Annotated in this window: 25 protein-coding genes; 11 read left to right on the top strand and 14 right to left on the bottom strand. The window is 68.3% G+C overall.

Annotated elements, in window-relative coordinates:
- Positions 1-34 precede the first annotated feature (34 nt).
- The 3 genes from BM310_RS02940 (at position 35) to BM310_RS02930 (ending at position 2,227) form a co-directional block, all read left to right on the top strand.
- The gene (locus BM310_RS02940) at positions 35-412 is read left to right on the top strand and encodes a DUF7532 family protein (RefSeq protein WP_089804464.1); all 378 of its coding nucleotides are present in this window, start codon (positions 35-37) and stop codon (positions 410-412) included.
- On the top strand, positions 409-1,872 hold the full coding sequence (locus BM310_RS02935) for a DUF402 domain-containing protein (protein ID WP_089804462.1): 1,464 nt from the start codon (positions 409-411) through the stop codon (positions 1,870-1,872). The genes BM310_RS02940 and BM310_RS02935 overlap by 4 nt, the downstream gene beginning before the upstream one ends.
- Before the next feature lie 85 nt (positions 1,873-1,957).
- Positions 1,958-2,227, top strand: a complete 270-nt coding sequence (locus BM310_RS02930; protein WP_089804460.1) for a HalOD1 output domain-containing protein — start codon at positions 1,958-1,960, stop codon at positions 2,225-2,227.
- A 153-nt stretch (positions 2,228-2,380) separates the two neighbouring features.
- Here BM310_RS02930 and BM310_RS02925 read toward each other — a convergent pair whose 3' ends face one another.
- The 4 genes from BM310_RS02925 to BM310_RS02910 all read right to left on the bottom strand — a co-directional run bounded on the left by BM310_RS02925 (position 2,381) and on the right by BM310_RS02910 (position 6,042).
- On the bottom strand, positions 2,381-2,713 hold the full coding sequence (locus BM310_RS02925; RefSeq protein ID WP_089804458.1) for a NifU family protein: 333 nt from the start codon (positions 2,711-2,713) through the stop codon (positions 2,381-2,383).
- A gap of 100 nt (positions 2,714-2,813) precedes the next feature.
- Positions 2,814-4,319 (bottom strand): LVIVD repeat-containing protein, encoded by a 1,506-nt coding sequence (locus BM310_RS02920; protein ID WP_089804456.1) that lies wholly within the window; start codon positions 4,317-4,319, stop codon positions 2,814-2,816.
- A gap of 184 nt (positions 4,320-4,503) precedes the next feature.
- Positions 4,504-5,472, bottom strand: a complete 969-nt coding sequence (locus tag BM310_RS02915; protein ID WP_089804454.1) for an ROK family protein — start codon at positions 5,470-5,472, stop codon at positions 4,504-4,506.
- Between the two features lie 111 nt (positions 5,473-5,583).
- Entirely contained in the window at positions 5,584-6,042 is a 459-nt protein-coding gene (locus BM310_RS02910) for a universal stress protein (protein WP_089804452.1), read from the bottom strand.
- A 186-nt stretch (positions 6,043-6,228) separates the two neighbouring features.
- Between BM310_RS02910 and BM310_RS02905 the strand changes: the two genes are divergently transcribed.
- Complete coding sequence (locus tag BM310_RS02905) at positions 6,229-6,969, top strand: SDR family NAD(P)-dependent oxidoreductase (RefSeq protein WP_089804450.1); 741 nt, start codon at positions 6,229-6,231, stop codon at positions 6,967-6,969.
- A 70-nt stretch (positions 6,970-7,039) separates the two neighbouring features.
- Here the strand turns inward: BM310_RS02905 and BM310_RS02900 are convergent, their stop codons facing one another.
- Together BM310_RS02900 and BM310_RS02895 are read right to left on the bottom strand one after the other, a co-directional pair.
- Entirely contained in the window at positions 7,040-7,420 is a 381-nt protein-coding gene (locus BM310_RS02900) for a DUF5611 family protein (RefSeq protein ID WP_089804448.1), read from the bottom strand.
- Positions 7,421-7,552: 132 nt separating this feature from the next.
- Positions 7,553-8,635 carry a DUF7093 family protein gene (locus tag BM310_RS02895; RefSeq protein WP_089804446.1) on the bottom strand — a complete coding sequence of 361 codons (1,083 nt, stop codon included), beginning with the start codon at positions 8,633-8,635 and terminating at the stop codon, positions 7,553-7,555.
- A gap of 142 nt (positions 8,636-8,777) precedes the next feature.
- Between BM310_RS02895 and BM310_RS02890 the strand changes: the two genes are divergently transcribed.
- Positions 8,778-9,077 (top strand): DUF6432 family protein, encoded by a 300-nt coding sequence (locus BM310_RS02890; RefSeq protein WP_089804444.1) that lies wholly within the window; start codon positions 8,778-8,780, stop codon positions 9,075-9,077.
- A gap of 64 nt (positions 9,078-9,141) precedes the next feature.
- Positions 9,142-10,236 (top strand): CAF17-like 4Fe-4S cluster assembly/insertion protein YgfZ, encoded by a 1,095-nt coding sequence (gene ygfZ, locus BM310_RS02885; protein ID WP_089804442.1) that lies wholly within the window; start codon positions 9,142-9,144, stop codon positions 10,234-10,236.
- Positions 10,237-10,260: 24 nt separating this feature from the next.
- Here the strand turns inward: ygfZ and BM310_RS02880 are convergent, their stop codons facing one another.
- Complete coding sequence (locus BM310_RS02880) at positions 10,261-11,343, bottom strand: geranylgeranyl reductase family protein (RefSeq protein WP_089804440.1); 1,083 nt, start codon at positions 11,341-11,343, stop codon at positions 10,261-10,263.
- A gap of 118 nt (positions 11,344-11,461) precedes the next feature.
- Here BM310_RS02880 and BM310_RS02875 point away from each other — a divergent pair, with 118 nt between their 5' ends.
- Complete coding sequence (locus tag BM310_RS02875; protein ID WP_089804437.1) at positions 11,462-12,232, top strand: hypothetical protein; 771 nt, start codon at positions 11,462-11,464, stop codon at positions 12,230-12,232.
- On the opposite strand, the gene BM310_RS02870 is transcribed toward BM310_RS02875, so the two are convergent.
- Positions 12,222-13,232, bottom strand: coding sequence for a WD40/YVTN/BNR-like repeat-containing protein (locus BM310_RS02870; protein ID WP_089804436.1), 1,011 nt, complete (start codon positions 13,230-13,232; stop codon positions 12,222-12,224). The two genes, BM310_RS02875 and BM310_RS02870, sit on opposite strands and share 11 nt — an antisense overlap.
- A gap of 153 nt (positions 13,233-13,385) precedes the next feature.
- On the opposite strand from BM310_RS02870, the gene BM310_RS02865 reads away from it, so the two are divergent.
- Positions 13,386-13,589, top strand: coding sequence for a hypothetical protein (locus BM310_RS02865; RefSeq protein ID WP_089804434.1), 204 nt, complete (start codon positions 13,386-13,388; stop codon positions 13,587-13,589).
- A gap of 114 nt (positions 13,590-13,703) precedes the next feature.
- Here BM310_RS02865 and uvrA read toward each other — a convergent pair whose 3' ends face one another.
- The 3 genes from uvrA to BM310_RS02850 all read right to left on the bottom strand — a co-directional run bounded on the left by uvrA (position 13,704) and on the right by BM310_RS02850 (position 18,149).
- Entirely contained in the window at positions 13,704-16,652 is a 2,949-nt protein-coding gene (uvrA, locus tag BM310_RS02860) for an excinuclease ABC subunit UvrA (protein WP_089804432.1), read from the bottom strand.
- 56 nt (positions 16,653-16,708) lie between these two features.
- Positions 16,709-17,587, bottom strand: coding sequence for a DNA-methyltransferase (locus tag BM310_RS02855; RefSeq protein ID WP_089804430.1), 879 nt, complete (start codon positions 17,585-17,587; stop codon positions 16,709-16,711).
- 208 nt (positions 17,588-17,795) lie between these two features.
- On the bottom strand, positions 17,796-18,149 hold the full coding sequence (locus BM310_RS02850) for a cell division protein SepF (protein WP_089804428.1): 354 nt from the start codon (positions 18,147-18,149) through the stop codon (positions 17,796-17,798).
- A 121-nt stretch (positions 18,150-18,270) separates the two neighbouring features.
- On the opposite strand from BM310_RS02850, the gene BM310_RS02845 reads away from it, so the two are divergent.
- On the top strand, positions 18,271-19,047 hold the full coding sequence (locus BM310_RS02845) for a DUF1028 domain-containing protein (RefSeq protein WP_089806971.1): 777 nt from the start codon (positions 18,271-18,273) through the stop codon (positions 19,045-19,047).
- A 67-nt stretch (positions 19,048-19,114) separates the two neighbouring features.
- On the opposite strand, the gene BM310_RS02840 is transcribed toward BM310_RS02845, so the two are convergent.
- A complete protein-coding gene (locus tag BM310_RS02840) occupies positions 19,115-19,597 on the bottom strand; it encodes an RNA-binding protein (protein WP_089804426.1) in 483 nt (160 codons plus the stop codon).
- 139 nt (positions 19,598-19,736) lie between these two features.
- Between BM310_RS02840 and BM310_RS02835 the strand changes: the two genes are divergently transcribed.
- Complete coding sequence (locus BM310_RS02835; RefSeq protein ID WP_089804424.1) at positions 19,737-20,045, top strand: DUF7562 family protein; 309 nt, start codon at positions 19,737-19,739, stop codon at positions 20,043-20,045.
- 145 nt (positions 20,046-20,190) lie between these two features.
- Positions 20,191-21,519: a ribonuclease catalytic domain-containing protein gene (locus BM310_RS02830; protein WP_089804423.1), complete on the top strand. Its 1,329-nt coding sequence runs from the start codon at positions 20,191-20,193 to the stop codon at positions 21,517-21,519.
- Positions 21,520-21,554: 35 nt separating this feature from the next.
- Here BM310_RS02830 and BM310_RS02825 read toward each other — a convergent pair whose 3' ends face one another.
- Complete coding sequence (locus BM310_RS02825; RefSeq protein WP_089804421.1) at positions 21,555-21,788, bottom strand: DUF7385 family protein; 234 nt, start codon at positions 21,786-21,788, stop codon at positions 21,555-21,557.
- A gap of 97 nt (positions 21,789-21,885) precedes the next feature.
- Complete coding sequence (locus BM310_RS02820) at positions 21,886-22,290, bottom strand: CBS domain-containing protein (protein ID WP_089804419.1); 405 nt, start codon at positions 22,288-22,290, stop codon at positions 21,886-21,888.
- Positions 22,291-22,423 lie beyond the last annotated feature (133 nt).

Genomic DNA, 22,423 nt, shown 5'->3' with positions numbered 1-22,423 from the left:
TGAAAGGGGGCGCGGCCCTACGTTCGCCGACGACATGCACTTCGACCAACGAACGCAGGCCGCCCTCCGCGACGCCGGACTCACGACCGAGGAGATTCGGGAGGCGTCCGACGCCGTCGCGGCGGCGGTCGAACGCGACGCCGAGACGCTTCGGGCGTTCTTCGCCGACGGGGAGACGGTGTACTCCGACATGGAGATGGCGCACAGCGCCTCCGAGATACAGGAACACGAGGTCGAGTTCCTCGACCTGTTCACGCACGGGAGCGACCTCCGCGGGTACCTCCGCTTCGACTCGTGGGGCGTACCCGTCGAGGGCGGCCGCGTCCTGTCGGACGAGCGGGTGGAACTGTCGCTGGGACCGACGGTGGACGCCCGCGTCCGGTTCGCACGCGACCCGGACCTGTTGCGATGAGCGAGGCGGCCCGCGTCCGCGTCCGCGGCATCTACACGACGGCCGTGACGCGCCTCCTCCTCGACGCCGGACACGAGGTGGTGCAGGCCTCCGAACCGATTCGCGCGCGCTTCGACGCCGACTTCGGCGACGGCCACCACGAGGTGACGGTGGCGACGACGGACGACCGACAGGGCGTCGGCGTCCACGGCGACGCCGGCGACGTCGCGGCCGTCGCCGACCGCCTGCGAGACGTCGGCGTCGACGCGTTCGCGTGGGCGGACCCCGCGCCGCCGGGTGCGGTGTTCGACGCGCGCGTGACGGAGACGAAAGGCTCGGGCGCGGTCTGTTCGCTCGGCGGCACCGATGGACGCGGTCCATCGAGCAGTCGGAGTTCCTCCGGCGAGGCGGAGGGGTTCCTCCCGTTCCGCGAGACCGACGACCGAATCGAGGCGGGCGACGCCGTCCGCGTGCAGGTCCGCGACCCGGAACCGCCGTGGAGCGACCGCCGGGCCTCGCTGAGCACCGACGTGCGCGCCGACGGCGGCCTGGCGACGCTGGTCCGCGGCCGCGACGGCGTGACGGTGGACACCCGCGACGACGCCGCCGGCCGCGAACTCGTCGGCATGACCGACTTCCTCTCCGTGGCGGTGCCCGACGGGTGGGGCATCGAGTGGTCTCACGCGGCGACGAAGGCCGACATGGACGCCCTCGAGACGGCGCTCGAACGCGCCGCCGAACGCGCCGCGGCGATGGACGACGCCCTCGCGGCCGTCGGCGGGGTCGAACCCCTCCGCGAACTCGCCGCGCCCGGCGCGGGCGAGTGGGTGTGGTTCGGCCGGGAGTCCCGCTTCGAACTCGACGAGTACAGGCGGCAGGTGGAGACGACGATGCCCGGACACCACCGGACGAAAGCCGCCTGCGAGGCGGCCAGCGCGGGCGTGGACTTCGTCGAGGCGATGTGCGCGCCCGCGGGCGAGTTCCGGTTCGACGTGGTGACGCGGCAGTTCGGACCGGTCGAGGGCGACACCGTCGCCATCGGCCACGGCAAGCCCGACGGCCGGGCGTTCTCGCTGGGCCGCGGCGAGGTGGTCGAGTGGGACACCGACGGGACGCTGTCGGTGGAGCGGACGCTCTCCGGGAGCGGGACGTACGACGCACTCGGGACGGCCCGAGAGGCGGGTGACACGGCGCTCACCAAGTTCCGCGAGGGACGGTGGTGGTATCCGACCGTCTACCGGAGCGCAGACGGCGACCTGAAGGGGACGTACGTGAACGTCTGCACGCCCGTCGAGTGCTTCCCGGACGAGGTGCGCTACGTGGACCTGCACGTCGACGTGATAAAACACCCCGACGGCGCCGTCGAACGAGTGGACGACGACGAACTCGACGAGGCCGTCGCGGCCGGCACGGTGAGCGAGGAACTCGCGGAGAAAGCCCGGTCCGTGGCGTCGAGTCTGGAGAACGCGCTCGGGTCGTGAGGCGGCGCGCGGCGGGTCCATCCGTGGCCACCGGCGCTGTCGCCGACGGCAAAGATTTATCCGCGGCGTCCGAGACTGCGCGGACGTGAGTGGTTCACCCGAGGACGACGTGGTGGTGCGACAGTTGGACACTGACGCGGACGACCCGGCGCTCGCAGTCGCCGAAATCGTGGCCGAACTCGAAGGGACCGACGCGGCGAGACTGCAACCGACCTACGACCAGTTGGACCACGTCCTCGACCACGTGTTCTCGACCCCCCCGCGGCCGGAGGCCGAAATCGAGATTTCGTTCACCTACGAGGGCTACCGAATCACCGTCGAACAGAACGGACGGGCGGAGTTCGTCAAACTGTAGGCGGCGAGCGAACGCGAGCCTCGCGGAGTGTTCTCGTCGCCAGAACGCGGAGCGTTCCGACTGAACAGCCAGAGAGCTTCGATTTCCGACGGTGGTCGAGCGTTTCGCGGTGAGCGGTCGCGCTTCGCGCGACCCGAACGTGCGGAACGCTCGTTAGAAGTGCCCGGGGTCCTCGTCGCCGTACTGGAGTTCGCCGCCGCGGCCGCCCTCAACCGTGCTGGCCCCGTGGTCGCCGGAACTGGGGACTTTCACCTGCACGTCGGTCACGTCGTCGAAGTCCATGATGAGGTCCGACTTGATGTTGTTCGCGGTGATGTTCGAGATGCCGCACCCCGCGCAGGCCCCGCCGAGTTCGACGACGACTTCACCCGTCTCCTCGTCGGCCTTCCGCACGACGCTGTCGCCGCCGTGCATCTGGATGATGGGCATCTGGCCGACCATCCAGTCCTCGATGCGCCGCTTCAGTGAGTCCCCGTCGTCGCTCATAGCCGTGCCTTCGCACCCCACGCTTTGATGCCTTGCGGTTGTCGACGACGGAACGACACCGAAATCGGTTTCGTTCACGGTCTATCGTCCGATTCGATAATCACTCGCGCGACTCTCGCCGCGCACGCCGGAGGAGTCGCCACGCGGCGACGCCGAGGGCACCCGCCGCGACGCCGGGACCGAACCCGGGGGCGCGAGTCGCCGTGCCGGCGGAGTCGGTGGCCGCCGTCGTCCCGTTCGACCCGGCGGCGTCGGGCGTCGGCGTCACGACGAGGGATTCGGTGGCCGTCGCGTCGCCCGACCCGCCGGACGCGTTCGACTCGTCGCCGAGGGGCGGCGGCGACAGTTGCTGGCCCGCGTGGTCGGGGAACGTGTAGAGGCGGCCGGGAACGTCGTCGACGCCGCGACTCGCGCCGACGAAGAAGCCCGTCTCCGCGCCCGGTTTGGCGAGGCGGGCCGTCCAGAACGACGCCTCGTCTGGCATCCGCCACCACGCCAGTTCCTCGGGGGTCGACGGGTCGGACACGTCGTGTCGCTTCACGCCGCCGCGGTACCACGCGGAGTAGAGGCGGCCGTCGCGGAACTCGAAGTTGTGCGCGGTGGTCCAGACGCCGCCGTACGTCGGGTTCGGCGACGGCGGCGGGTCGATGGTCGAGTGGCGTTCGGGCGCGGCGGGGTCCGACACGTCCCAGAGGTCGATGCCGGACGGTCCCCCGACCAGACGCGACTCCTCGTCGTCGTCGTTCGTGCCGACGCGGCGCGCCCACGACTCCTTGCCGACGCCGAGGAGCGTGCCCGACTCGTCGGTGGCGACGTAGTGGTGGTTACCCGGCGGGACGAGGGCCTCGCCGCGTCCGGACCCGGCGAGTTCGGTCGGGTCGGGCGCGTCGACGCTCCCCACGTGGGTCGGCGCCGTCGGGTCCGACACGTCGAGAATCCACGTGCCGGCGTCCCAGTGGGCGAGGTAGGCGGTGTCCTCGTGGACGTACACGTCGTGGAGCGACTTCCGTCCGTTCGACACGTCGGTCCACGCCTCGTCGACGTCCGGGAGCGACCACCGACCGACCGCCCGGCCGGACTGCAGGTCCATCACGACCAGCACGTTCGTGTCGCCGTCGTTGCGCGTCAGGTAGGCGTGGCCGTCGCGGGCGAAGCAGTTGTGGATGGGGTACGCCGTCTCGAAGAAGGAGACGCGTTCGGGCGCGGCGGGGTCCGACACGTCGACGACGAGGACGCCCGCGACGGCGCCGGGGAGGGGGTTGGCCGGGCCGACGACGACCAGCGTCTCGGGGTCGGTCGCGTCGAGTTTCACGTCGTAGATACCGCGAAGCGGGCCGTTCTCGTGTTCGTCGACCGGTTCGCGCACCTCCGCGAGGACGCGGGGCCGGTCGGGGACGGAGACGTCGACGGTGGCGTACCCCGTCGACGCCGCGAGGTAGGCGACGGTCCCGTCCGGCGAGACGACGGCCTCCTTCGTCCCGTCGACGTCGACGGAGCCGTAGGGTTCGTACGGGCCGGGGTGAGCGTCGACGCGACCGGACGCCGACAGCGAGAGACCGGCCGCGCCGAGGAGGGCACCCGTGCGCAGGAACTCACGGCGATGCATACTCCCGTTCGGTGTTCCGGAAGGATAAGTCGGGTGCCTGCCGACCCGAGCGATTCGTCGGAGACTCGGTACGAGGGGAACGGGCGATTCCTCGCGCCCTACAGGCGCGACCGGTCGCCCGTCCCTCCTACGGCGCGACCGTCGAGTGGTCCCGCCTGCGACGCGACTGTCGAGGCCTCGCGCCCTACAGGCGCGACCGGTCGCCAGTCCCGCCGGTCATCGCACTCGCCACCGCTCCCTGCACCACCACCTCGTCGCCGAGCGTGGTCAACTCTATCTGCGGGACGTTCACCATCACCATGTCGTCCATCCGTTCGCGGATGGGGTCGAGAACGAGGTCCGGGTTGTTGAGGGCCACGGCCCCGCCGACGTAGATGGTCAGCGGTGCGTACGCGTGGACGATGTTGGCGATGCCCATCGCGTTCCAGTGGCCGACCTGGTCGACGACGTACCGGGCGAACTCGTCGTCTTCGGCGTGGTCGAACACGTCGGCGGCGGAGAAGTCGGGGTCCTCGATGGGCAGCGACGTCTCCACGTCGTCCTCGCTGTGGAGGAACTCGGCGTAGCGCGGGATGTTGTTGCCGGAGCAGTACGCCTCCCAGTGGCCGTCGTGTCCGCATCCGCAGGTGAGCAGTCCCTGCGGGTCGAGCGTCATGTGCCCGACTTCGCCCGCGTTGCCGTCCCACCCCGAGAGGACGTTGCCGTCGACGCAGACGCCGGCGCCGACGCCCGAGGAGATGGTGACGTACACCATGTCGTCGGGGTTGCGTTCGGAGTGGAACCGTTCGCCGATGACGCCCGCGTTCGTGTCGTTGTGGAGAAAGACGCGGTCGGTGTCGAGGAGGACCGAGATGGGTCCCGTGAGCGGGATGCGGTCGATGGTGTCCGGGAGGTTCGCCGGGTTCTCGACGGCGCCCTCCGCCAAGTCAAGCGGACCGATGGAGGCCACGCCCGCGGCGACGGCCTCGTCGGGACGGATGCCCGCCTCCGAACACGTCTCGCGGACGACGCGGAGAACCGCCTCCGTCACCGCGATGCCCGTCGGGCCGCGAGGCGTCCCGTCGCTTCGACTGGCGACGACGGTACCCTCGTCGTCGGCTACGACCGCGCGGATGTTGGTCGCCCCGAGGTCGACACCCACGTAGTAAGCCATTGTACGGGTACGCGTTTGCCCGGCACTTAACTAAGAGGTTTCTCACGCGGATTCGAGTACGAGTTTCGCGCGACGAAGCCGAGGCGACGGATCACCGCGTCCCGAGAACGCTCACTTCGTGTCGGCGCGGACGAACGTGACCGGGCAGGGCGCAGAGAGCATGACCTCCTGTGCGACGCTGCCGAAGACGGCCTTGCCGGCGGGGGACCGACGGCGGCCCCCGACGATGACGCGGTCGGCGTTCACGTTCTTCGCGAGGGTGACGATGGACTCGCCGTGGTCGCCGACGCGTCCGCGGACCTCGTACTCGACGCCCGCCTCGTCGAGGGCGGCGACCAGTTCGCGGACCGTCGAGTGCCGCGTCGCCACGTCGTCGGCGGACACCTCGTCGGCCCTCGTGTCGAAGTCGAGGTTGTCGAGGGCCGAATCGTACTCCTCGCGCGTGAACACGTGCCCGAGGACGACGCGGGCGCCGGTGGGGCCAGCGACGTCTATCGTCTCCTCGGCGAGTCGTTCGAGTCTGTCTTCGTCGCCGGGTCCGACGGCTAAGAGAATGGTTTCTATCGCCATGCTGGAGGAAAGATTCTCCGCTACCTTAACTGTAGCGACTTTTTACTCTGTTCCGAATGAACTTTTCTACGGACTACCGGCGCCGGAGGCACACGTGTCCGTGTCACGTGCTACCGTCAAGTAAGTTACTGCGGTCCGGACTGCGCGGCGGCGAATCGCTATATGCGTGCCGTCCCACGGACCGATATGCTCACTCCGGAGTTGAACGACCGCGTCGCGCTGGTGACCGGCAGTGCGCGAGGCGTCGGACGGGCCATCGCCCTCCGCGCGGCCGCCTCGGGCGCCGCCGTCGCGATACACTACCACACGAGCGACGAGGCCGCCGCAGAGGCCGCCGCAGAGGCCCGCGAACTCGGCGCGCCCGCCGCGACGACGGTGCAGGGCGACGTGACCGACCCCGACGCCGTGGACGCGATGTTCGAGGACGTGGAGGCGAAACTGGGCACGGTGGACCTCCTCGTGAACAACGTCGGCGACTTCGCGCCCCAGCACTGGGCGGAGATACCGTTCGAGACGTGGAAGCGCGTGGTCGAGACGAACTTCTACGGCACCGTCCTCTGCGCGAAGCGCGCCCTCCCGGGGATGCGCGAGCAGTCGTGGGGGCGCATCGTCAACGTCGGCTACGCCGGCAGCGAGAAGGCACTCGTCTACCCGAAGAACTTCCCCTACTTCGTGGCGAAGACGGGCGTGCTGATGTTCACGCGGATGCTCGCGGCGGACACGCAGGACGACGGCGTCACGGTCAACGCCGTCTCGCCGTACGTCGTGGACACCTCCGACGAGTTCCCCGACGACGCCCCCCGCGGCCGGTGGGCGAGCGTCGAGGACGTCGCGCACGCGGTGGCGTTCTTCTGGGACGACGACTCCGGCTACATCTCCGGCGAGAACGTCGAAATCGACGGCGGCTGGCTACCCGAGACCCTGTGAGGCCGCGCCGCGTCCGTACCGGTCGCTCCGCGGGTGGGCGAACGACGCTCGCGCGGAGAAGGGGTACCGTTCAGTAGTCGGGTGCGTCGTCTTCGACCGACCGCTTCAGCGACTCACGGCGGGACTTGGCGTCTCGACCGGTCGCTTCGAGGAGGAACGTGTTCTTCGCGTCGACGGCCTCGCCGGCCGCCTCGAGTTCGTCGGGGCCGAGTTCGGTCGGGTCGCGTTCGTGGAACTCGACGGCGAGTTTGTCCTTCTTGCCGCTGTACTCCACCGCACCGGCGACGACTTTCTCGAAGACGGGGTTCGAGGGTTCGCCGACGACGTACAGGTCGCTCCCCTTGTACTCCTCGGTGTCGGTGATGGGGCCGAACATCTCCTCGACGTACGACTCCATGTCCGGAACTCGCTCATCGAGGGTCTCTCCGCGACGCATCTTGTACTCCTTCATGACCCGTGGTTTGACAGGGGATGGTTTACCTGTTTCGTCCCTCGTCGCCTCTTATGCCCTATAAAAGCGTCTCCGGGCGCCTATAAGCGATTTACGAGTGCGCCGGGGGGCGTTATATACTCGCCGCCGCGACTACAGTTGTCGCTCCGCGATGTAGCCCTGCTTGCACTCCGGACAGATGTCGCCGGCCCGCATCGAAGAGGCGCCCGCCGACCGGGCGTGACCGCAGTTGGGACAGTAGAACTCGATTCGGTCGTCGGGGACGTCGGACTGCAGTTCGCCCTGTTGCTCCGCGCGGGTGAACCCGTCGTCGCCGGCGGTGATGTAGTCTTCCTCCGCCGCGTCGTCGCCGACGTGGCCGTTCGACTCGGGCGTGAGACCGCCGAACGACACGTCCTCGCTCGGACTCCCGTCGGACGGTTCGGCCGCGAATCCCTCGTCTTCGCCCTCCTGAACGGGCCAGGACGGTTCGCGGTCCTCGACGTCCTCGCGTTCGGGCCACTCGCCGCGTTCGCGGTCCACGTCCACGTCGTCGTTCACCGGGTCCTCCTCGGCGTCGATGAACTCGGCGTCGTCGGTGACGTCCTCGTCGGGCGTCTCGGGTTCGACGGGTTGGCCGTCCTCCGCCGCCGCGGACTCCCGCGCCGCCATCGCCGGGTCGGGGCCCGTGTCCTCGGGCCACTGCGTCTCGTCCCGTTCGTTGCCCTCGTCGTCGAGGATGACCGCGTCGTCCTCGTCGGGCGACTCCGGCGGTTCGAAGTCGTCGTCGTTGAACGCGGAGTCGGAGTCGGAGTCCGCGGACGCCTCCGCGGCGTCCTCGCGCGGGGCGGGGGCGGCCGACTCGTCGGGTTCGGCCTCTGCGATGTGCGTCCCGGTGTCGGCGGCGGGCGTCGGGTCGCCGTCGGTCGGCGTCGCGGCGTCGCCGGCCTGTGCGGACGCGTCGCCCGTCGGCGTCGTCTCGGGTCCGGCCGGCGCCTCGTCGGCGGCCACGGGGTCTGCCGCCTCGGGCGCAGCGTCCGTCTCCAGTCCCACCTCCTCGGGGCGTCGGATGGACGTGACTTCCTTGTTCTCGCTGACGACGTGTTCGGTCCCGCACCGCTGGCACACCTGAATCTCCCGGATGGTGGCGACGACCTCGTCGCCGTTCTCCTCGCGTTCGCGTTCTATCTCGGGGTCCCCGTACTGATGCCCGAGTAGACGGCACTTGAGTCCCATTACCCGCTTTTCGGAAACTCAGCGACTAAAATGTACCCCCTCGTTGTCCGACGCCCGGCAGACAGGTGCGCTCGGGAAGAATGTGACAGCGGGTCGCACGCTGAGGGGACAGTATAAACCGAGTGCGGACGTTGTAGCGACCATGAGAGCGCGGCGGGAGTTTCGGAATCGGCGGGACGTGGAGGTAGCCCTCCTCGACGCACTCGTGGACCGAACTGAGGAGGGGATGACCGTCTTCGAGTTGCGCGCGGCCGTCGACGCCGACATCGACACCATCGAGGAGGCGTTGTCGTCGCTCAAGTCGGACGGACTCATCACCGTCGACAGCGACGAAGACCGGGTCGTCATCCTCCCCGACGACCGAGTCGTGCCGAACCCCGGCGAGGAACCCGAGGAGGAACGGAGCATCGTGGACGCCATCCGCGAGAAGTTGGGGTTGTAGCCGGCCCCCGGCAATCGCGCCGGTGACGCGGACGTTTTCACCCCAGAGTGCGCAGACGTAGGTAATGACTGTCGTCGAGGAGATGCACGAGCGGTACGGTGCGACGTTCGAGACGCGCGCGGGCCGAGACGTGGTCCGCGACTACGGCCGACCGGCGCGGACCCACGGCGCCGTCCGCAAGGGCGCGGCCGTCATCGAGATGGGCTACGGCGTCGTCGCCGTCGAGGGCGACGACCGGGTGGCGTTCGTGGACAACGCGGTGTCGAACCGCGTCCCCGACGCGGACGGCGAGGGCGTCTACGCCCTCCTGTTGGACCCGCAGGGCCGCATCGAGACGGACATGTACGTCTACAACGCGGGCGAGCGACTGCTCTGCTTCACGCCGCCCGAACGCGCCGAACCGCTGGTCGAAGACTGGTCGGAGAAGGTGTTCATCCAGGACGTGGCGGTACGCGACGCCTCCACGGAGTTCGGCGTGTTCGGCGTCCACGGCCCGAAGTCCACCGAGAAAGTGGCGAGCGTCCTCAACGGCGCGGGCGCGCCGGAACCGGCGCTGTCGTTCGTCCGCGGGTCGATGGGCGACGCCGGCGTGACGGTCATCGCGGGCGACGGGCTGGCGGGCGAAGAGGGCTACGAAGTCGTCTGCGCCGCCGACGCCGCCGCGGACGTGTTCGACACCCTGCTCACCAACGGGATGAACGCCGTCCCGTTCGGCTACGCGACGTGGGACACGCTCACCGCGGAGGCGGGGACGCCCCTGTTCGACACCGAACTGCAGGGACGGGTGCCGAACGTCCTCGGCCTGCGGAACGCGCTGGACTTCGAGAAGGGCTGTTACGTCGGGCAGGAAGTCGTCTCGAAGGTGGAGAACCGGGGACAACCGAGTAAGCGCCTCGTCGGCCTCCGACCCGAGGAACTGCCGGCGGCGGGCGCGGCCGTCTTCGACGGCGACGCGTCGGTGGGCGAGGTGACCCGCGCCGTCGAGAGTCCGACGCTGGAGGCGCCCGTCGCCCTCGCCCTCGTGGACTTCGAACTCGACGCGGACGCGGTGCAGGTCAGGGTGAACGAACGTGAGGTGGCCGCCGAGGTGGCGTCGCTCCCGTTCGTGGAGGGCAGCGACGCCTCGCGGCGTCTGCCGACGTACGTCGGCCGGGAGTGAGCGTCGCGGGCGCGTCGCCCCGAGTCACCGCCCGAGTAGTTTCCCGAGGTGTTCCCGCGAGAAGAACGAGGTGGGCTTGTCCATGTGGACGCCGATTTCGCCCGACAGCGACCGGAGGCCGAGGTGCTGGACGGGTTCGGGCAGCGAGTACGCCCGGCGGAGCCAGTGGCCCATCGAAATCTCCGTCGAGAGCGCGTCGCGCCACGCCGACTCGTAGTCGCGGAGCGTCGCCGGGTCGTCCGGGTCGATGGCGTCGACGGCGCAGTCGGCCGCGGTCATGCCGTACAAAATTCCCCCGCCGGTGAACGGCTTCGTCTGCGCGGCGGCGTCGCCGAGGAGGAAGACGCGGCGCGTGGTGACGCGTTCGGGCGGGTCGATGGGGATGCCCCCGGAGCAGAAGTGCGTCGTCTCCACGTCGTACTGGTCGGTGAGTACGTCGAACATCTCGTTGACCTCCGCGCCCGGCGGGGCGGCCAGTCCGTACTCGACGCCCGCGTCGCCCCGCGGGATGCGCCACGCGAAGAAGCGCGGGACGGTGAGGTGGACGTCGACGTAGTCGCCGTCGTCGGGCGTCTCGTCGAACGCGAGGACGCCGTGGAGAATCTCCGCGGGTTCGTCGATGCCCGCCTGCCGGCGGACGCGCGAGACGGGGCCGTCGCACCCGGCGACCATCTTCGCCTCGACGGTGCGTTCGTCGCCGTCGGCGGAGACGGTGAGTTCGACGCCGTCGTGGCGTTCGTCCACGCTCGTGACGGTGTGGCGTTCGCGCACGTCGGCGCCGGCGTCGCGCGCGCAGTCGGCCAGCGTCCGGTCGAGTTCCACTCTGTCGATGACGTTCGACACCTGCTCGGTCTTGTAGAACGGGTAGGCGCGACTGCTCGCGCCGCCGACGTGGAAGTTCGCGCCGTAGACGCGGTTCTGGAGGAGTCGCGACTTGGCTTCGTCGGGGACGTACGCCCAGATGTCGGTGCTGACGTGGCCGGAACAGGCGAGCGGTGTTCCGACCTCGCCCTTCTCGAAGGCGACGACGTCGTATCCTGCCTCGGCGGCCCGGCGGGCGAAGCGGGCACCCGCGGGACCGACGCCGACGACGGCGAAGTCGTACATTGCTGTGGACTCTTTCGGGCGCGGACAAATACGTTCGTCGTCCTGCACCGACTCGGAGCGAGCGCAGCAGTTGACACCGGGCCGAAGCGATAAGTCAACAGATAGAGAATACAGACGTATGCGCCGGGACGCTCTCCTCGCCGCCGCCCTCGCCCCCGTCGCGTTCACGAGCTACCTCCTGAGTCTCGGTGTCCGCGCAGGTTCGATGGGCGACCCACGCACAGGGCTGTTGTACGTCGCGCTCCTCTCGGCCGTGGGCTTGCTGGTGGTCGAGGGGCACCGACGCGGCCTCCTCACCCCCCTGCCGGTCACGACGGTGCTGTTGCTGCTCGTGCCGTGGATCGGGTTCGGCCCGCGCGTCGGGACGGGCGCGCGAGCGACGCCGCCCGAGTCGCTCGTCGTCGTGGACTTCCTCGTCGGCGTCGTCATCGCCGGCACCGTCGTCCTCGCCCTCGCCGCCGTCGAGTATCTGGCCGTCAGAGACCCCCGCGTGCACGACGCTCTCGACGGCGAGACGGGCGTCGGCTCTCTCACCGTCGGCGTCCTCCACGCCGCCGTCGTCGTCGGCTTCTCCGGCCTCCAGTTCACCACGCTCGACCCCGCGACGGTCGGACTCGCAATCTGGGTCACGACCGGACTGGTGTTCCTCGGCGCCGTCCCCATCTACGTCGCACTCAAGACGAGTCGGCTCTCGCCCGCCGCCGTGGTGGGGACCGGGTTCGGTCTCGTCCTCGTCGTCCCCGGCACCGGAGCCACGTCGTTCGGGACGCTGTACGCCGTCTTCTGGCTCCTCCCGTTCGTCGTCTCGTTGCTCGCCGCGGAGGCGGAACACCGGGTGCGACGCCGACACACCAGCGAGTCGAGCGTGAAGACTCTGCTCAAGCCGTGACCGACGGGACGACGGTGAGACCCCGCGGCGTCTGTCGTTCGAAAGCCTCGGGCCAGTCGACGGCGACGCGAGCGAACGAGTCGCCGCCGTCGACCGTCCGGTACAGGCCGCGGTTGGTGACCGCGTAGAACTCGCCGCCCGCGCGTCCGCGGGCGAGGACGGCGCGGACGACGCCGTCGCCGGTCGGGATGCCGCCGCCGGCCGACGCGCCGTCGCCGAGTCGCTCCCACGGCGCGTCGCCCTCGCGCCGGTAGAGATACGACTCCGCCCGGTCGGCGGTGTGCGCGACGCCCGGCCCCCGCGCCGCCGAGAGGAGGACGCGCGCGGGGTCCGCGGCGTCCACGGCGACGCTCCAGCAGTAGCGGTGGTCGAGTCCCGACTGCGGGTGCGTCCACGTCTCGCCGCCGTCGCGCGTCTCTGCGTAACCGTCGCCCGCGGCGGCCCACGCCCGTCCGGGCGCGTCCGGGTGCGTCGCCATCGAGTGCGTGTCGCGGCGGGCCGACGGGACCCGGTCCGACCACGTCTCGCCGCCGTCGCGCGTCTGAACCACCGCGCCCGCCTCGATGCTCACGTACAGGTGGTCCGGGTCGTGCGGGTCGGGTTCGACCCAGCGCACGTGGTGGGTGTGCGGCCGCGGCGGGAACGCCCACCCCGACGCGGAGGGGAGGTCGGTGAGGCCGTCGAGTTCCGTCCAGGTCTCTCCCGCGTCCCGAGAGCGGAACACCGCGCTCGGTTCCGTCCCCGCGTACACCGTCGCGGCGTCGTGCAGCGAGACGGCGACGCTGGTCACCGACTCGGGGAGGGCGTCGCCGCCGACGCGGTGCCACGTCTCGCCGCCGTCGTCGGTGCGGTGCAGTCCGGCGTCGAACGTCCCGCAGAACGCCCGGGCGGGGGCGGCGTCGTCGGCCGCGAGACACTCCACGTCGTGCCCGCCGAACGCTCTGCGTGCGGCCGGCGACTCGCCGTTCGGGTCGTCGACGACGAGGACGCCGCCGCGCATCCCGACGTAGCAGGTTGTCACGTCACACCGTAGCGTACCCGGAGACTTGACGGTTGTGCGGGGTGACTTCCGTCGGAGCTGCGGCGGAACGTGAGTATCAGTTTCGAAAACCGGTAGCACAGATTCATTGTGTTTCGAACTGACGTGCAGTGTATGTCCGCGAACGTGACGGCGAAGTACGCGCTCGGGATGAGTGGCGTCGCCGTCGGCGGCTTCTGGCTCGCCGGGTTCCTGCTCTCCACCGAGGTGAGCGTCGCGGCCGGGCCGAACGCCGCCACGGCGACCAAGAGCGTCGGCATCTTCGCGCTGGCCGTCTCGCTCGTCGCGGCGGTGATGCTGCTCGCCGTCGTCGAGTGAGTCCGTCGCGAGAGCGACTGGCGGCTGGAGCGGCGCCGACTCTCGAACGTGAGAATCGGCGGCCCGTACCACGGCCGTGTCGGACCGCCTCGGTGCGGCGGGAGCGACGACCGGTCAGTCGTCGCTCGGTGCCTTCGCGGGCTTGCGCCGGTCCGAGCGCGGGCCCTCCATGTCCACGTCGGGCAGGAGGTCACGGAGGTAGCGGCCCGTGTGCGACTCCTCGACGCGCGCCACCGCCTCGGGCGTGCCGGTGGCGACGATTTCGCCGCCGTGTTCGCCGCCCTCGGGACCGAGGTCGAGGACGTTGTCGGCGTTCTTCACCAGGTCGAGTTCGTGTTCGACGACGACCACGGTGTTGCCGTTGTCGGTGAGGCGTTGCAGCACCTCGATGAGTTTCCGTTCGTCCTCCTTGTGGAGGCCCGTCGTCGGTTCGTCGAGGAGGTACAGCGTGTCGCCGGTCTGTTTCTTGCCCAACTCCTCGGCGAGTTTGATGCGCTGGGCCTCCCCGCCCGACAGCGTCGTCGAGGGCTGTCCGAGCGTCATGTAGCCGAGGCCGACGTCCTGCAGGAGTTGCAGGCGGCGGCGAATCTGCGAGTTCGCCTCGAAGAACGTCAGCGCCTCCGAGACTTCCATGTCCAGCACGTCGGAGATGGTCTTGCCCTTGTACGTCACGTCGAGGGTGGCGTCGTTGTACCGCGCGCCGCCGCACTCCTCGCAGGGGACGTACACGTCCGAGAGGAAGTTCATCTCTATCTTCACCGTCCCCTGCCCGCCGCAGGCCTCACAGCGCCCGCCCTTCACGTTGAACGAGAAGCGGCCCTTCTCGTAGCCGCGCTGTTTCGACAGTTTCGTCTCGGCGAACAGTTCGCGGATGTAGTCGAAAACGCCGGTGTACGTCGCGGGGTTCGACCGCGGCGTCCGACCGATGGGCGACTGGTCGATGAGGCGCACCGTCTCGATGTTGTCGACGCCCTCGATGGCGTCGTGGTCGCCGGGGTGGACCGACGTGTTGTCGTTCATCGTCCGCGCCAGCCCCTTGTAGAGAATCTCGTGCATCAGCGTGGACTTGCCCGACCCGGAGACGCCGGTGATGGCGGTGAACTGCCCGATGGGCAGGTCCACGTCGAGGTTCTTCAGGTTGTGCTGTCGCGCCCCGCGGACGGTGAGGAACTCCTCGGACGTGCGGCGTTCGTCGGGGACGGGTATCTCCCGACGGCCGGAGAGGTACTCGCCCGTGACGGAGTCGTCGGCCGCGCAGATGTCGTCGAAGTCGCCCTGCACGACGATTTCGCCGCCGCGCTTGCCCGGGCCGGGACCCATGTCCACGACGTTGTCCGCGCGCCGCATCGTCTCCTCGTCGTGTTCGACGACGATGAGCGTGTTGCCGAGGTCCCGCAGGCCTTCGAGAGTGTTCAGGAGGCGGTCGTTGTCGCGTTGGTGCAGGCCGATGGAGGGTTCGTCGAGGACGTAGAGGACGCCGACGAGGCCCGACCCCACCTGCGTCGCGAGGCGGATGCGCTGGCTCTCGCCGCCCGACAGCGTCGACGCCTCGCGGTCGAGCGTCAGGTACTCCAGCCCCACCTCCTCCATGAAGCCGAGACGGGCGCGAATCTCCTTGAGAATCTCCTCGGCGATGGTCCGTTCCCGGTCGCCGAGTTCGGCTTCGAGTCCCTCGAAGTGTTCGAGGGCGTCGCCGATGCTCATCCGGTTCACCTCGGTGATGGCGGTGCCGGCGACGAGGACGTGCCGCGACTGCTCTTTCAGGCGCGTGCCGTCGCAGTCGGGGCAGGTGGTGGTCGCCATGTACTTCTCGATGTGGTCGCGCGTCGACTCCGAATCCGTCTCGACGTGCCGTCGTTCGAGGTTCGGGATGACGCCCTCGAAGCGCTTCTGTTTCCGGCGGGTCCCGTTGCGCGTCTGTCGCTCGAAGACGACCTCTCGGTCGGTGCCGTAGAGGAACTGTCGCTGCACGTCGTCGTCCACCTCCTCGAACGGCGTGTCCAGCGAGACGCCGAAGTGCTCGGCCACCGAGTCCAGCCGCGTGCGGTAGTACGACCGGTTGTACGACCACGGTTCGAAGACGTGCTTGAGGGGCTTCGAGGGGTCGACGACGACGAGGACCTCGTCTATCTCCTTCGTCTGGCCGAGGCCCTCACACGACGGACACGCGCCGTGCGGGCTGTTGAACGAGAACGACCGCGTCTCTATCTCGGAGAACTGGAACTCGGAGTTCGGGTTGCCGAGTTCCTCGGAGAACTGCACGACGAGTCGGTCGTCGCCCTCGCCCGCGAGGTCACCCGTCGACCGCGTGTTCGACGCGAACGGCACGTCCTCGGGTGGGTCGGGCACGACGAGTTGCAGCACGCCGTCGGCCTCCTCCAGCGCCGTCTCGACGCTGTCGGCGATTCTGGAGCGGTCCTCGGGGCGAATCTTCACCCGGTCGACTACCACGTCGACGGTGTGGTCGTAGTTCTTGTCGAGGTCCGGACGCTCGACCGTCAGGTCGAACTCCTCGCCGTCCACCTCGACGCGGGCGTAACCGTCGGCGACGAGTTCGTCGAACAGGTCCTCGAACGCCCCCTTCTGGTCGCGGACGACCGGCGCGACGATCTTCGCGCGGGTGCCCGCCGGGAGCGAGAGAATCTGCGTGACCATGTCCTGTGCGGACTGCTCGCCGACCTCTTCGCCCGTGATGGGGTCGTACTGCGTCCCGACGCGGGCGTACAGGAGGCGGAGGTAGTCGTGCAGTTCGGTGACGGTGCCGACGGTCGAACGCGGGTTGTTCGCCGCGTTCTTCTGGTCGATGGAGATGGCGGGCGAGAGACCCTCGACGGCCTCCACCTGCGGCTTGTCCATCTGCCCGAGGAAGTTGCGGGCGTACGCCGACAGCGACTCGATGTACCGCCGTTGCCCCTCGGCGTAAATCGTCTCGAACGCGAGCGACGACTTACCCGACCCCGAGAGCCCGGTGACGACGGTGAACGCTTCGCGAGGAATCTGGACGTCGAGGTCTTTGAGGTTGTGTTCTTCCGCACCTCGAACCTCGATGAAGTCCTTGCTCATCTACGCTCGGCTAGGGAACTGATGGACGTGTACCTGTCGGTTGCACCGATTCGAGCCTACTCCGAGAAGTCCGAGAGCGACGACTCAGTGGTCCCCTTCCTCTCGTTCGTCGGACTCGCGTCCGAGAGGACGTCGAACTGCTCCCACGCGGGCACGTCCATGTCCTCGCGGACGCGTTCGGCGATGAGGTCCCGGTAGTCCGCGTCTATCTCGTAGCCGACGCCGACGCGGTCCATCTTCCGGGCGACTTTCAGGGTCGTCCCGGAGCCGAGGAACGGGTCAAGCACCGTGTCGCCCGGGTTCGAGAAGGTGTACAGCAGCGCGTAGACGAGTTCCTCGGGGTAGGCGGCGGCGTGGTAGTTGCCCTGCTTGATGGTCGGCGGTCGGTACGCCCGCATCTTCAACACGTTACCGACGCTGCGGCCCGCGTCGTTCATCTTCTCCTCGCGCGGGTCGACGCCCTTGTACTTCTGTTCGACCCGAATCTTGTTGAACGTGTACTCGTAGTCGTGGTTCTTCGCGAAGACGAGCAGGTTCTCGTACTTGTCGTCGAACAGTTTGTCGAGGTAGTAGGCGGGTTGGGGGAGCGAGTTGGGGATGTACCAGACGAGGTTGTCGAGGAGGTTCCACCGCTCCATCCGGTTGTAGATGTCCATCGCGATGGGGTAGAAGCGCTTCTCGTGCCGTCGGTCGCCGACGTTGACGACCATGATGGCGTCCTCGGCGGTGGCCTCGTAACAGGCGTCCCACACCGTCTGGAGCCTGTCGAGGTAGTCCTCGTAGGTCTCGGCGTGTCCGATCTGGTTCTCGTGGCCGTAGTCCTTCAGGTTCCAGTAGGGGGGGCTCGTGACCACGAGGTCGGCGTCGTCCACCTCGTCCATCTCCTCGGAACTCTTGAAGTAGACGGTCTGGTCCTCGACTGTGAGGGTCTCCATCTGTCACCTCCCTGTTGCCGGCCCCACCGAATACTCCTTGCTATCCGGGGCGCACGGCGACGGAGAGACGCGTGGCTGGACGTGGGGAAGAGCGACGCCCGACTGGACGGGATACAGAGAGGCGTGGCTGGCCGCGGGGAGGAGAGAGAGTGTCGACGCGGAGGTGGCGCGGTCGTGGCGCGGTCCGTGTCGGCGGGGCGAGAGCGGCTTACGAGAGCTTTTCGCGGCCGACGGTGACGCCCGTGGGCGTGATGATGAGTTGGTCGTCGCCCTTCTGGACGATGTCGCCGTCCACCTCGTCGGCGACCTGTCGCAGGTCGTCGATGATGTGCTCCATCGTGCTGTCGGAGGTGGTGTGGCGCGTGATGTCCGCGATGACCAGGTCGCCGTCGTAGACGGCGTCCTTGATGCCGATGACGTCCTGTTTGTCGTTGATGGTGGCGATGCGAACGCTCATCCCCGCCTCGCCGCGCGCGGTGTCGAAGTCGTCGAGGTCGAGTTCGACGTAGTCCTCAGTCGAGTGGTTCTCTCCGCCACTGAGGATTTTGCTCATGATACCCATACACGCTACAATCGCTACGGCGGGGTTAGTTCTTACGTCAGACGGCCGTCAGACGCGGTCGATACGACTGCTGTGTGTCGACAGAGCGGGATTTTTGCGACGCGGCACCGTCGCCTCCGACGTGACCTTCAGCATCTGCGTCCGCGAGACGGACACCGACGAGACGGGCGAGGAACAGACGCGGTTCGGCGTCGCGGTGACGACGCGCCTCCCGGCCGTCGGCACGCTCTGCCCGTTCGCCTCCGAGAACGGCGCGGTGGCGACACAGAGCCTCGTGAACGTCGAGTTGGGGCGACGGGGCGTCGAGTACCTCGACGACGGACTCGCCGTCGAGGACGCCCTGCAGGCCCTCCTGAACGCCGACGAGGGACGCGAGCAGCGCCAACTGCACGGCGTGGACGCCGAGGGGACGTTCGCGTTCTCCGGCGCGGAGTGTCAGGGCTGGTTCGGCCACCGCGTCGGCGAGAACTACACCGTCGCCGGCAACCTCCTCACGGGCGAGTCCGTGCTGGACGCCACCGCGGCGGCGTACGAGTCCGGCCTCGCTGGCGGCGACGGCGGGAGCGGTGACCGCGACGAGAACGACGGCGGCGGGAACGATGACCGCGCCGACGGAGAGAACGGTGACGGTGGCGACGGCGGCGAGGATACCCTCGCCAAACGGTTGATAGACGCACTCGAAGCGGGCCACGAGGCGGGGGGTGACAAGCGGGAGGAGTTGGAGGTACAGAGTGCGGCGCTCCTCGTGACGACGACGGCCGAGGAGGCGCCGCGACCGTACTACGACGACCTGCGCGTGGACGCGACGCGGACGCCGATAGCGGACCTCCGCGAGACGTACGAACTGGCCAAGGAGGGCTACGAGACGGCGGTGGCGAAGTATCAGGACGGGGAGTGAGGCTCGGACCGACGCGGGGCGGGCCCGAGCGAGGGTCGAACCGGAACGAAGCGGGACCGAGTGCGCCTCAGACCGAGAATTCGAACAGGTCGTCGCCGACGTGGTGCAGCGACTCGACGACCTTGCCCGAGTCGCCGGCCATCTCCGCGCCGGGTTCGAGAGCGCGGCCGATGGCGAGCACCTTCCCGTGCGTCTCCTCGGCGACGAGGACGAGGTCACCGGGTTCGATGTCCTCGTCGGCGTCCACGATGCCGGGGCGCATCACGTCCGCGCCGTCGCTGACGAACGAGACGGCGCCGGCGTCGACGGTGACGACGTGCGTCGTCGGTTCGTACGCGTTCGCGCCCGCGACGGTGAGGAAGGGGCGTTCGTCGTCCATGTAGACGACCACCGGGTCGCCGTCCACGAGGACGACGTCGAAGTCGGCGTCCGCGAGTTCGACCATCTCGTACGCGTCGCCGTCCAACTCCACGCCGGTCTGTTCGGCAATCGCCGCCTCCAACTCCGAAATCTCGTCGGAGCGAAGGTGGTGACGGGACTTGACGTTCATATCACCGCAGACGGTATCGTGGTGAATAAATCGACCGTTATTCGAACCGAGTTTTCGAAGTCGTCCGTGACATACATCCTATCTATCACGTGTCTGACGGGGAACAAACGCTAAGTAACGGGGGTTCCTGCTGGTTCTTATGTGGCGTTCCCGGACCAACCGGGACCGGAAAACGGTCGTCTGCATCGCCTGCGGCACGTCCGTCCTCCGCGGGGAAGCCCGCGAGTACGACAAGGAGGGCGACCGGTGGAACCGACAGGGCAAGGAGTTCGAACACCTCTGTAAGGAGTGTTACCGAGAGCTGTGTCACCAGCCCCGGGCGGAACTGGAGTCGCTCATCCTCGACATCGAGGAGGACGGGTTGGACCAGACGGAGTTCCTGCACCGGTATCGCGACGCGGTCGAAGAGCGGTACGGCCCGACCGAGGAGACCGAACGCGAACGCTGACCGTCGCTCGGGGGACGGCGACGTACCGGAGTTTCGTCGTCGGGCATCGGTGGGAAGACGCGACGACGACGCGGACGCTCGGCGCCGCGCGACGCACGCGACGCCGTGCGACACGACTAACTATCTCTCGCGTTAAGTGCAGGTCATGTCGAACGACGCGCAGGCGCAGGCCGGGACGGCCGAGGGGCAAGGCCCCGTCGAAATCAGTCCCGACGTCGCCCGGCAACTGCAGGACAAACGCGAGGAACTCTTCGAGGAGTTCGAGATTCGCGACGCGTTCCCCGGCCCGGTGCTCTCCGAGGCGCGCGAACGAACGAAAGACGTTCAGGCGGAGATTCAGGAGGAAGTGGACGTACGGCAGGACCTCCGGGACCTGACGACGTGGACCACGGACCCCATCGACGCTCAGGACTTCGACGACGCCATCTCCATCGCCGAGAACGAGGAGACGTACACGCTGTGGGTCCACATCGCCGACGTGACCCACTACGTCCACCCGGGGTCGGAGATGTGGGCCGAGGCCGTCAAGCGCGGGAACACCGTCTACCTCCCCGCCTACACCATCCACATGCTCCCGCCGATGCTGGCGGAGACGGTGTGTTCGCTCGTCCCCAACGAGGACCGTCTCGCCCACACGGTGGAGATGGAGATAGACAAGGAGACGCTCTCGTTCGAGGAGATAGACATCTACAAGTCCGTCATCGAGTCCGACGAACGCCTCACTTACTCGCAGGCCGAGAAACGACTCGACGACGAGAGTCTCCCCCTCCACGACGAGTGTACGCTCGTCTTCGAACTCGCCGACCAGATGCACGAACAGCGAAAGGAGGACGGGTCGCTCGTCCTCAACCCGCGGCGTGACCGCGCGCACACCATCATCGAGGAGTGCATGCTGAAGGCGAACAAGGCCGTCACGCACGAACTCATGTGGGGTCGCGGCGTCGAGGCGATGTACCGCGTCCACCCGCAACCGACGCCCGACCAGTGGGACAAGGCGCTGCGAGAGATCATGGAACTCGACGGGGTGAAGATTCCGAGCGCGAAGTTCGACGACCCGCGGAAGGCCGTCAACGCGGCGTTGGAGGACTCGCCGGGACGCTCTCTCAACAAGATTCAGCGCGCCGTGCTGAAGGTGATGCCCCGCGCGAAGTACATGAACGACCCGTTCGGCGGGCACCACGCCCTGAACTTCGACATCTACGGGCACTTCACCTCGCCCATCCGTCGGCTGTCGGACCTCATCAACCACTGGATCGTCCACGAGAACGACGTCCCCGAGGACCTCGTCGAACTCTGCGACCGCGCCTCGGACCGGCAGAAGGACGCCGAGACCGCCGAGCGACTGTACAAGCAGTTCCTCGAAGAGGTGGGGCTGGACCCCTACGCGGTGAACAACCGCGGTATCGTCACCGTGGACGAGGACGGGGACGTCCTCGACGAGAACGGTCTTCCGCCCGAAGAAGAAGCGGCGTAAGGCTACTTCTCGTCTACTTCTAAGCGACGCCTCGTCTACTTCTTGTGCGTGAACAGCACGACTTCGTCGTCGTGCGTCGTCACGCACAGGTCGAGCAACCGGCTCAACTCGAGGCTGCTGTACTCCTCCTCGCAGACCACCAGGTCGTCGAACGGTTCCTCGCAGGCCGGACAGGCGATGCTCACGGTGTTTCGGTACGTCGTCACCCCGTCGACGGACTCGTTCGGCGTCAACGAGGTGGTGAGTTCGTCGTACTCCGCGTCGTCCATACACACCCGTGCGTGGACCGAACGCTTAGTGGTACCGATGGCCACGACGGGGGACACCGAATCCGGACGGGAGTTAGAGGGCCGGCGAACGACTGCGCTACGACGGACTGGGCGCTTCGGCCGTCGAGAGGTAGGCGGCGAGGTCCGTCGTGGTTATCATGCCGATGACGCCCTCGTCCTCGTCGACGACGGGGACGTGGTGGAACCCGTGGTTCATCATCGTGTCCGCCACCTCGCGGATGGGCACCTGCGCCGTCGTCGTCACCACGTCCGCCGTCATGTACTCCGAGACGGGCGTCCGGTCCTTCGGCTTGCGTTCGGCGACGATGCGCACGAAGTCCGTCGTCGTCAGGATGCCGCTCAACTGGTTGTCGTCGTCCACCACGACGACGGAGCCGATTCCCTCCTCCATCATCAGTTTCGCGGCGTCCTCGACCAGCGTGTCGGCCGAGACGGTGTGGAGCGACGTCGACATCAGGCGCGCGACGAAAATATCGTCCATGCACGTACGTGACAGTCTCGGCTGATAAACGTAGCGCCGGAGCGCGGTTTCGGCGGTGCGCGTCTTCTCTTCGTCCCCGTTCACCGAGACAGCGTGGGCGGAGCGACGTCTCGAAGATACGACGACCAAGTCG

This window comes from Halogeometricum rufum, from assembly GCF_900112175.1.
Taxonomy (GTDB): Archaea; Halobacteriota; Halobacteria; order Halobacteriales; family Haloferacaceae; genus Halogeometricum; species Halogeometricum rufum.
This window is presented reverse-complemented; position numbering and strand designations above follow the sequence as displayed.

Bases quoted from the DNA above. Each gene is read 5' to 3' on its own strand.
- BM310_RS02910 (WP_089804452.1), bottom strand. From the start codon at position 6,042: ATGGCGATAGAAACCATTCTCTTAGCCGTCGGACCCGGCGACGAAGAC.
- BM310_RS02820 (WP_089804419.1), bottom strand. From the start codon at position 22,290: ATGGACGATATTTTCGTCGCGCGCCTGATGTCGACGTCGCTCCACACC.
- BM310_RS02865 (WP_089804434.1), top strand. From the start codon at position 13,386: ATGTCCGCGAACGTGACGGCGAAGTACGCGCTCGGGATGAGTGGCGTC.
- BM310_RS02850 (WP_089804428.1), bottom strand. From the start codon at position 18,149: ATGGGTATCATGAGCAAAATCCTCAGTGGCGGAGAGAACCACTCGACT.
- BM310_RS02880 (WP_089804440.1), bottom strand. From the start codon at position 11,343: ATGTACGACTTCGCCGTCGTCGGCGTCGGTCCCGCGGGTGCCCGCTTC.
- BM310_RS02935 (WP_089804462.1), top strand. From the start codon at position 409: ATGAGCGAGGCGGCCCGCGTCCGCGTCCGCGGCATCTACACGACGGCC.
- BM310_RS02875 (WP_089804437.1), top strand. From the start codon at position 11,462: ATGCGCCGGGACGCTCTCCTCGCCGCCGCCCTCGCCCCCGTCGCGTTC.
- BM310_RS02915 (WP_089804454.1), bottom strand. From the start codon at position 5,472: ATGGCTTACTACGTGGGTGTCGACCTCGGGGCGACCAACATCCGCGCG.
- BM310_RS02925 (WP_089804458.1), bottom strand. From the start codon at position 2,713: ATGAGCGACGACGGGGACTCACTGAAGCGGCGCATCGAGGACTGGATG.
- BM310_RS02840 (WP_089804426.1), bottom strand. From the start codon at position 19,597: ATGAACGTCAAGTCCCGTCACCACCTTCGCTCCGACGAGATTTCGGAG.
- BM310_RS02940 (WP_089804464.1), top strand. From the start codon at position 35: ATGCACTTCGACCAACGAACGCAGGCCGCCCTCCGCGACGCCGGACTC.
- BM310_RS02825 (WP_089804421.1), bottom strand. From the start codon at position 21,788: ATGGACGACGCGGAGTACGACGAACTCACCACCTCGTTGACGCCGAAC.
- ygfZ (WP_089804442.1), top strand. From the start codon at position 9,142: ATGACTGTCGTCGAGGAGATGCACGAGCGGTACGGTGCGACGTTCGAG.
- BM310_RS02905 (WP_089804450.1), top strand. From the start codon at position 6,229: ATGCTCACTCCGGAGTTGAACGACCGCGTCGCGCTGGTGACCGGCAGT.
- BM310_RS02895 (WP_089804446.1), bottom strand. From the start codon at position 8,635: ATGGGACTCAAGTGCCGTCTACTCGGGCATCAGTACGGGGACCCCGAG.
- uvrA (WP_089804432.1), bottom strand. From the start codon at position 16,652: ATGAGCAAGGACTTCATCGAGGTTCGAGGTGCGGAAGAACACAACCTC.
- BM310_RS02855 (WP_089804430.1), bottom strand. From the start codon at position 17,587: ATGGAGACCCTCACAGTCGAGGACCAGACCGTCTACTTCAAGAGTTCC.
- BM310_RS02890 (WP_089804444.1), top strand. From the start codon at position 8,778: ATGAGAGCGCGGCGGGAGTTTCGGAATCGGCGGGACGTGGAGGTAGCC.
- BM310_RS02900 (WP_089804448.1), bottom strand. From the start codon at position 7,420: ATGAAGGAGTACAAGATGCGTCGCGGAGAGACCCTCGATGAGCGAGTT.
- BM310_RS02870 (WP_089804436.1), bottom strand. From the start codon at position 13,232: ATGCGCGGCGGCGTCCTCGTCGTCGACGACCCGAACGGCGAGTCGCCG.
- BM310_RS02920 (WP_089804456.1), bottom strand. From the start codon at position 4,319: ATGCATCGCCGTGAGTTCCTGCGCACGGGTGCCCTCCTCGGCGCGGCC.
- BM310_RS02835 (WP_089804424.1), top strand. From the start codon at position 19,737: ATGTGGCGTTCCCGGACCAACCGGGACCGGAAAACGGTCGTCTGCATC.
- BM310_RS02830 (WP_089804423.1), top strand. From the start codon at position 20,191: ATGTCGAACGACGCGCAGGCGCAGGCCGGGACGGCCGAGGGGCAAGGC.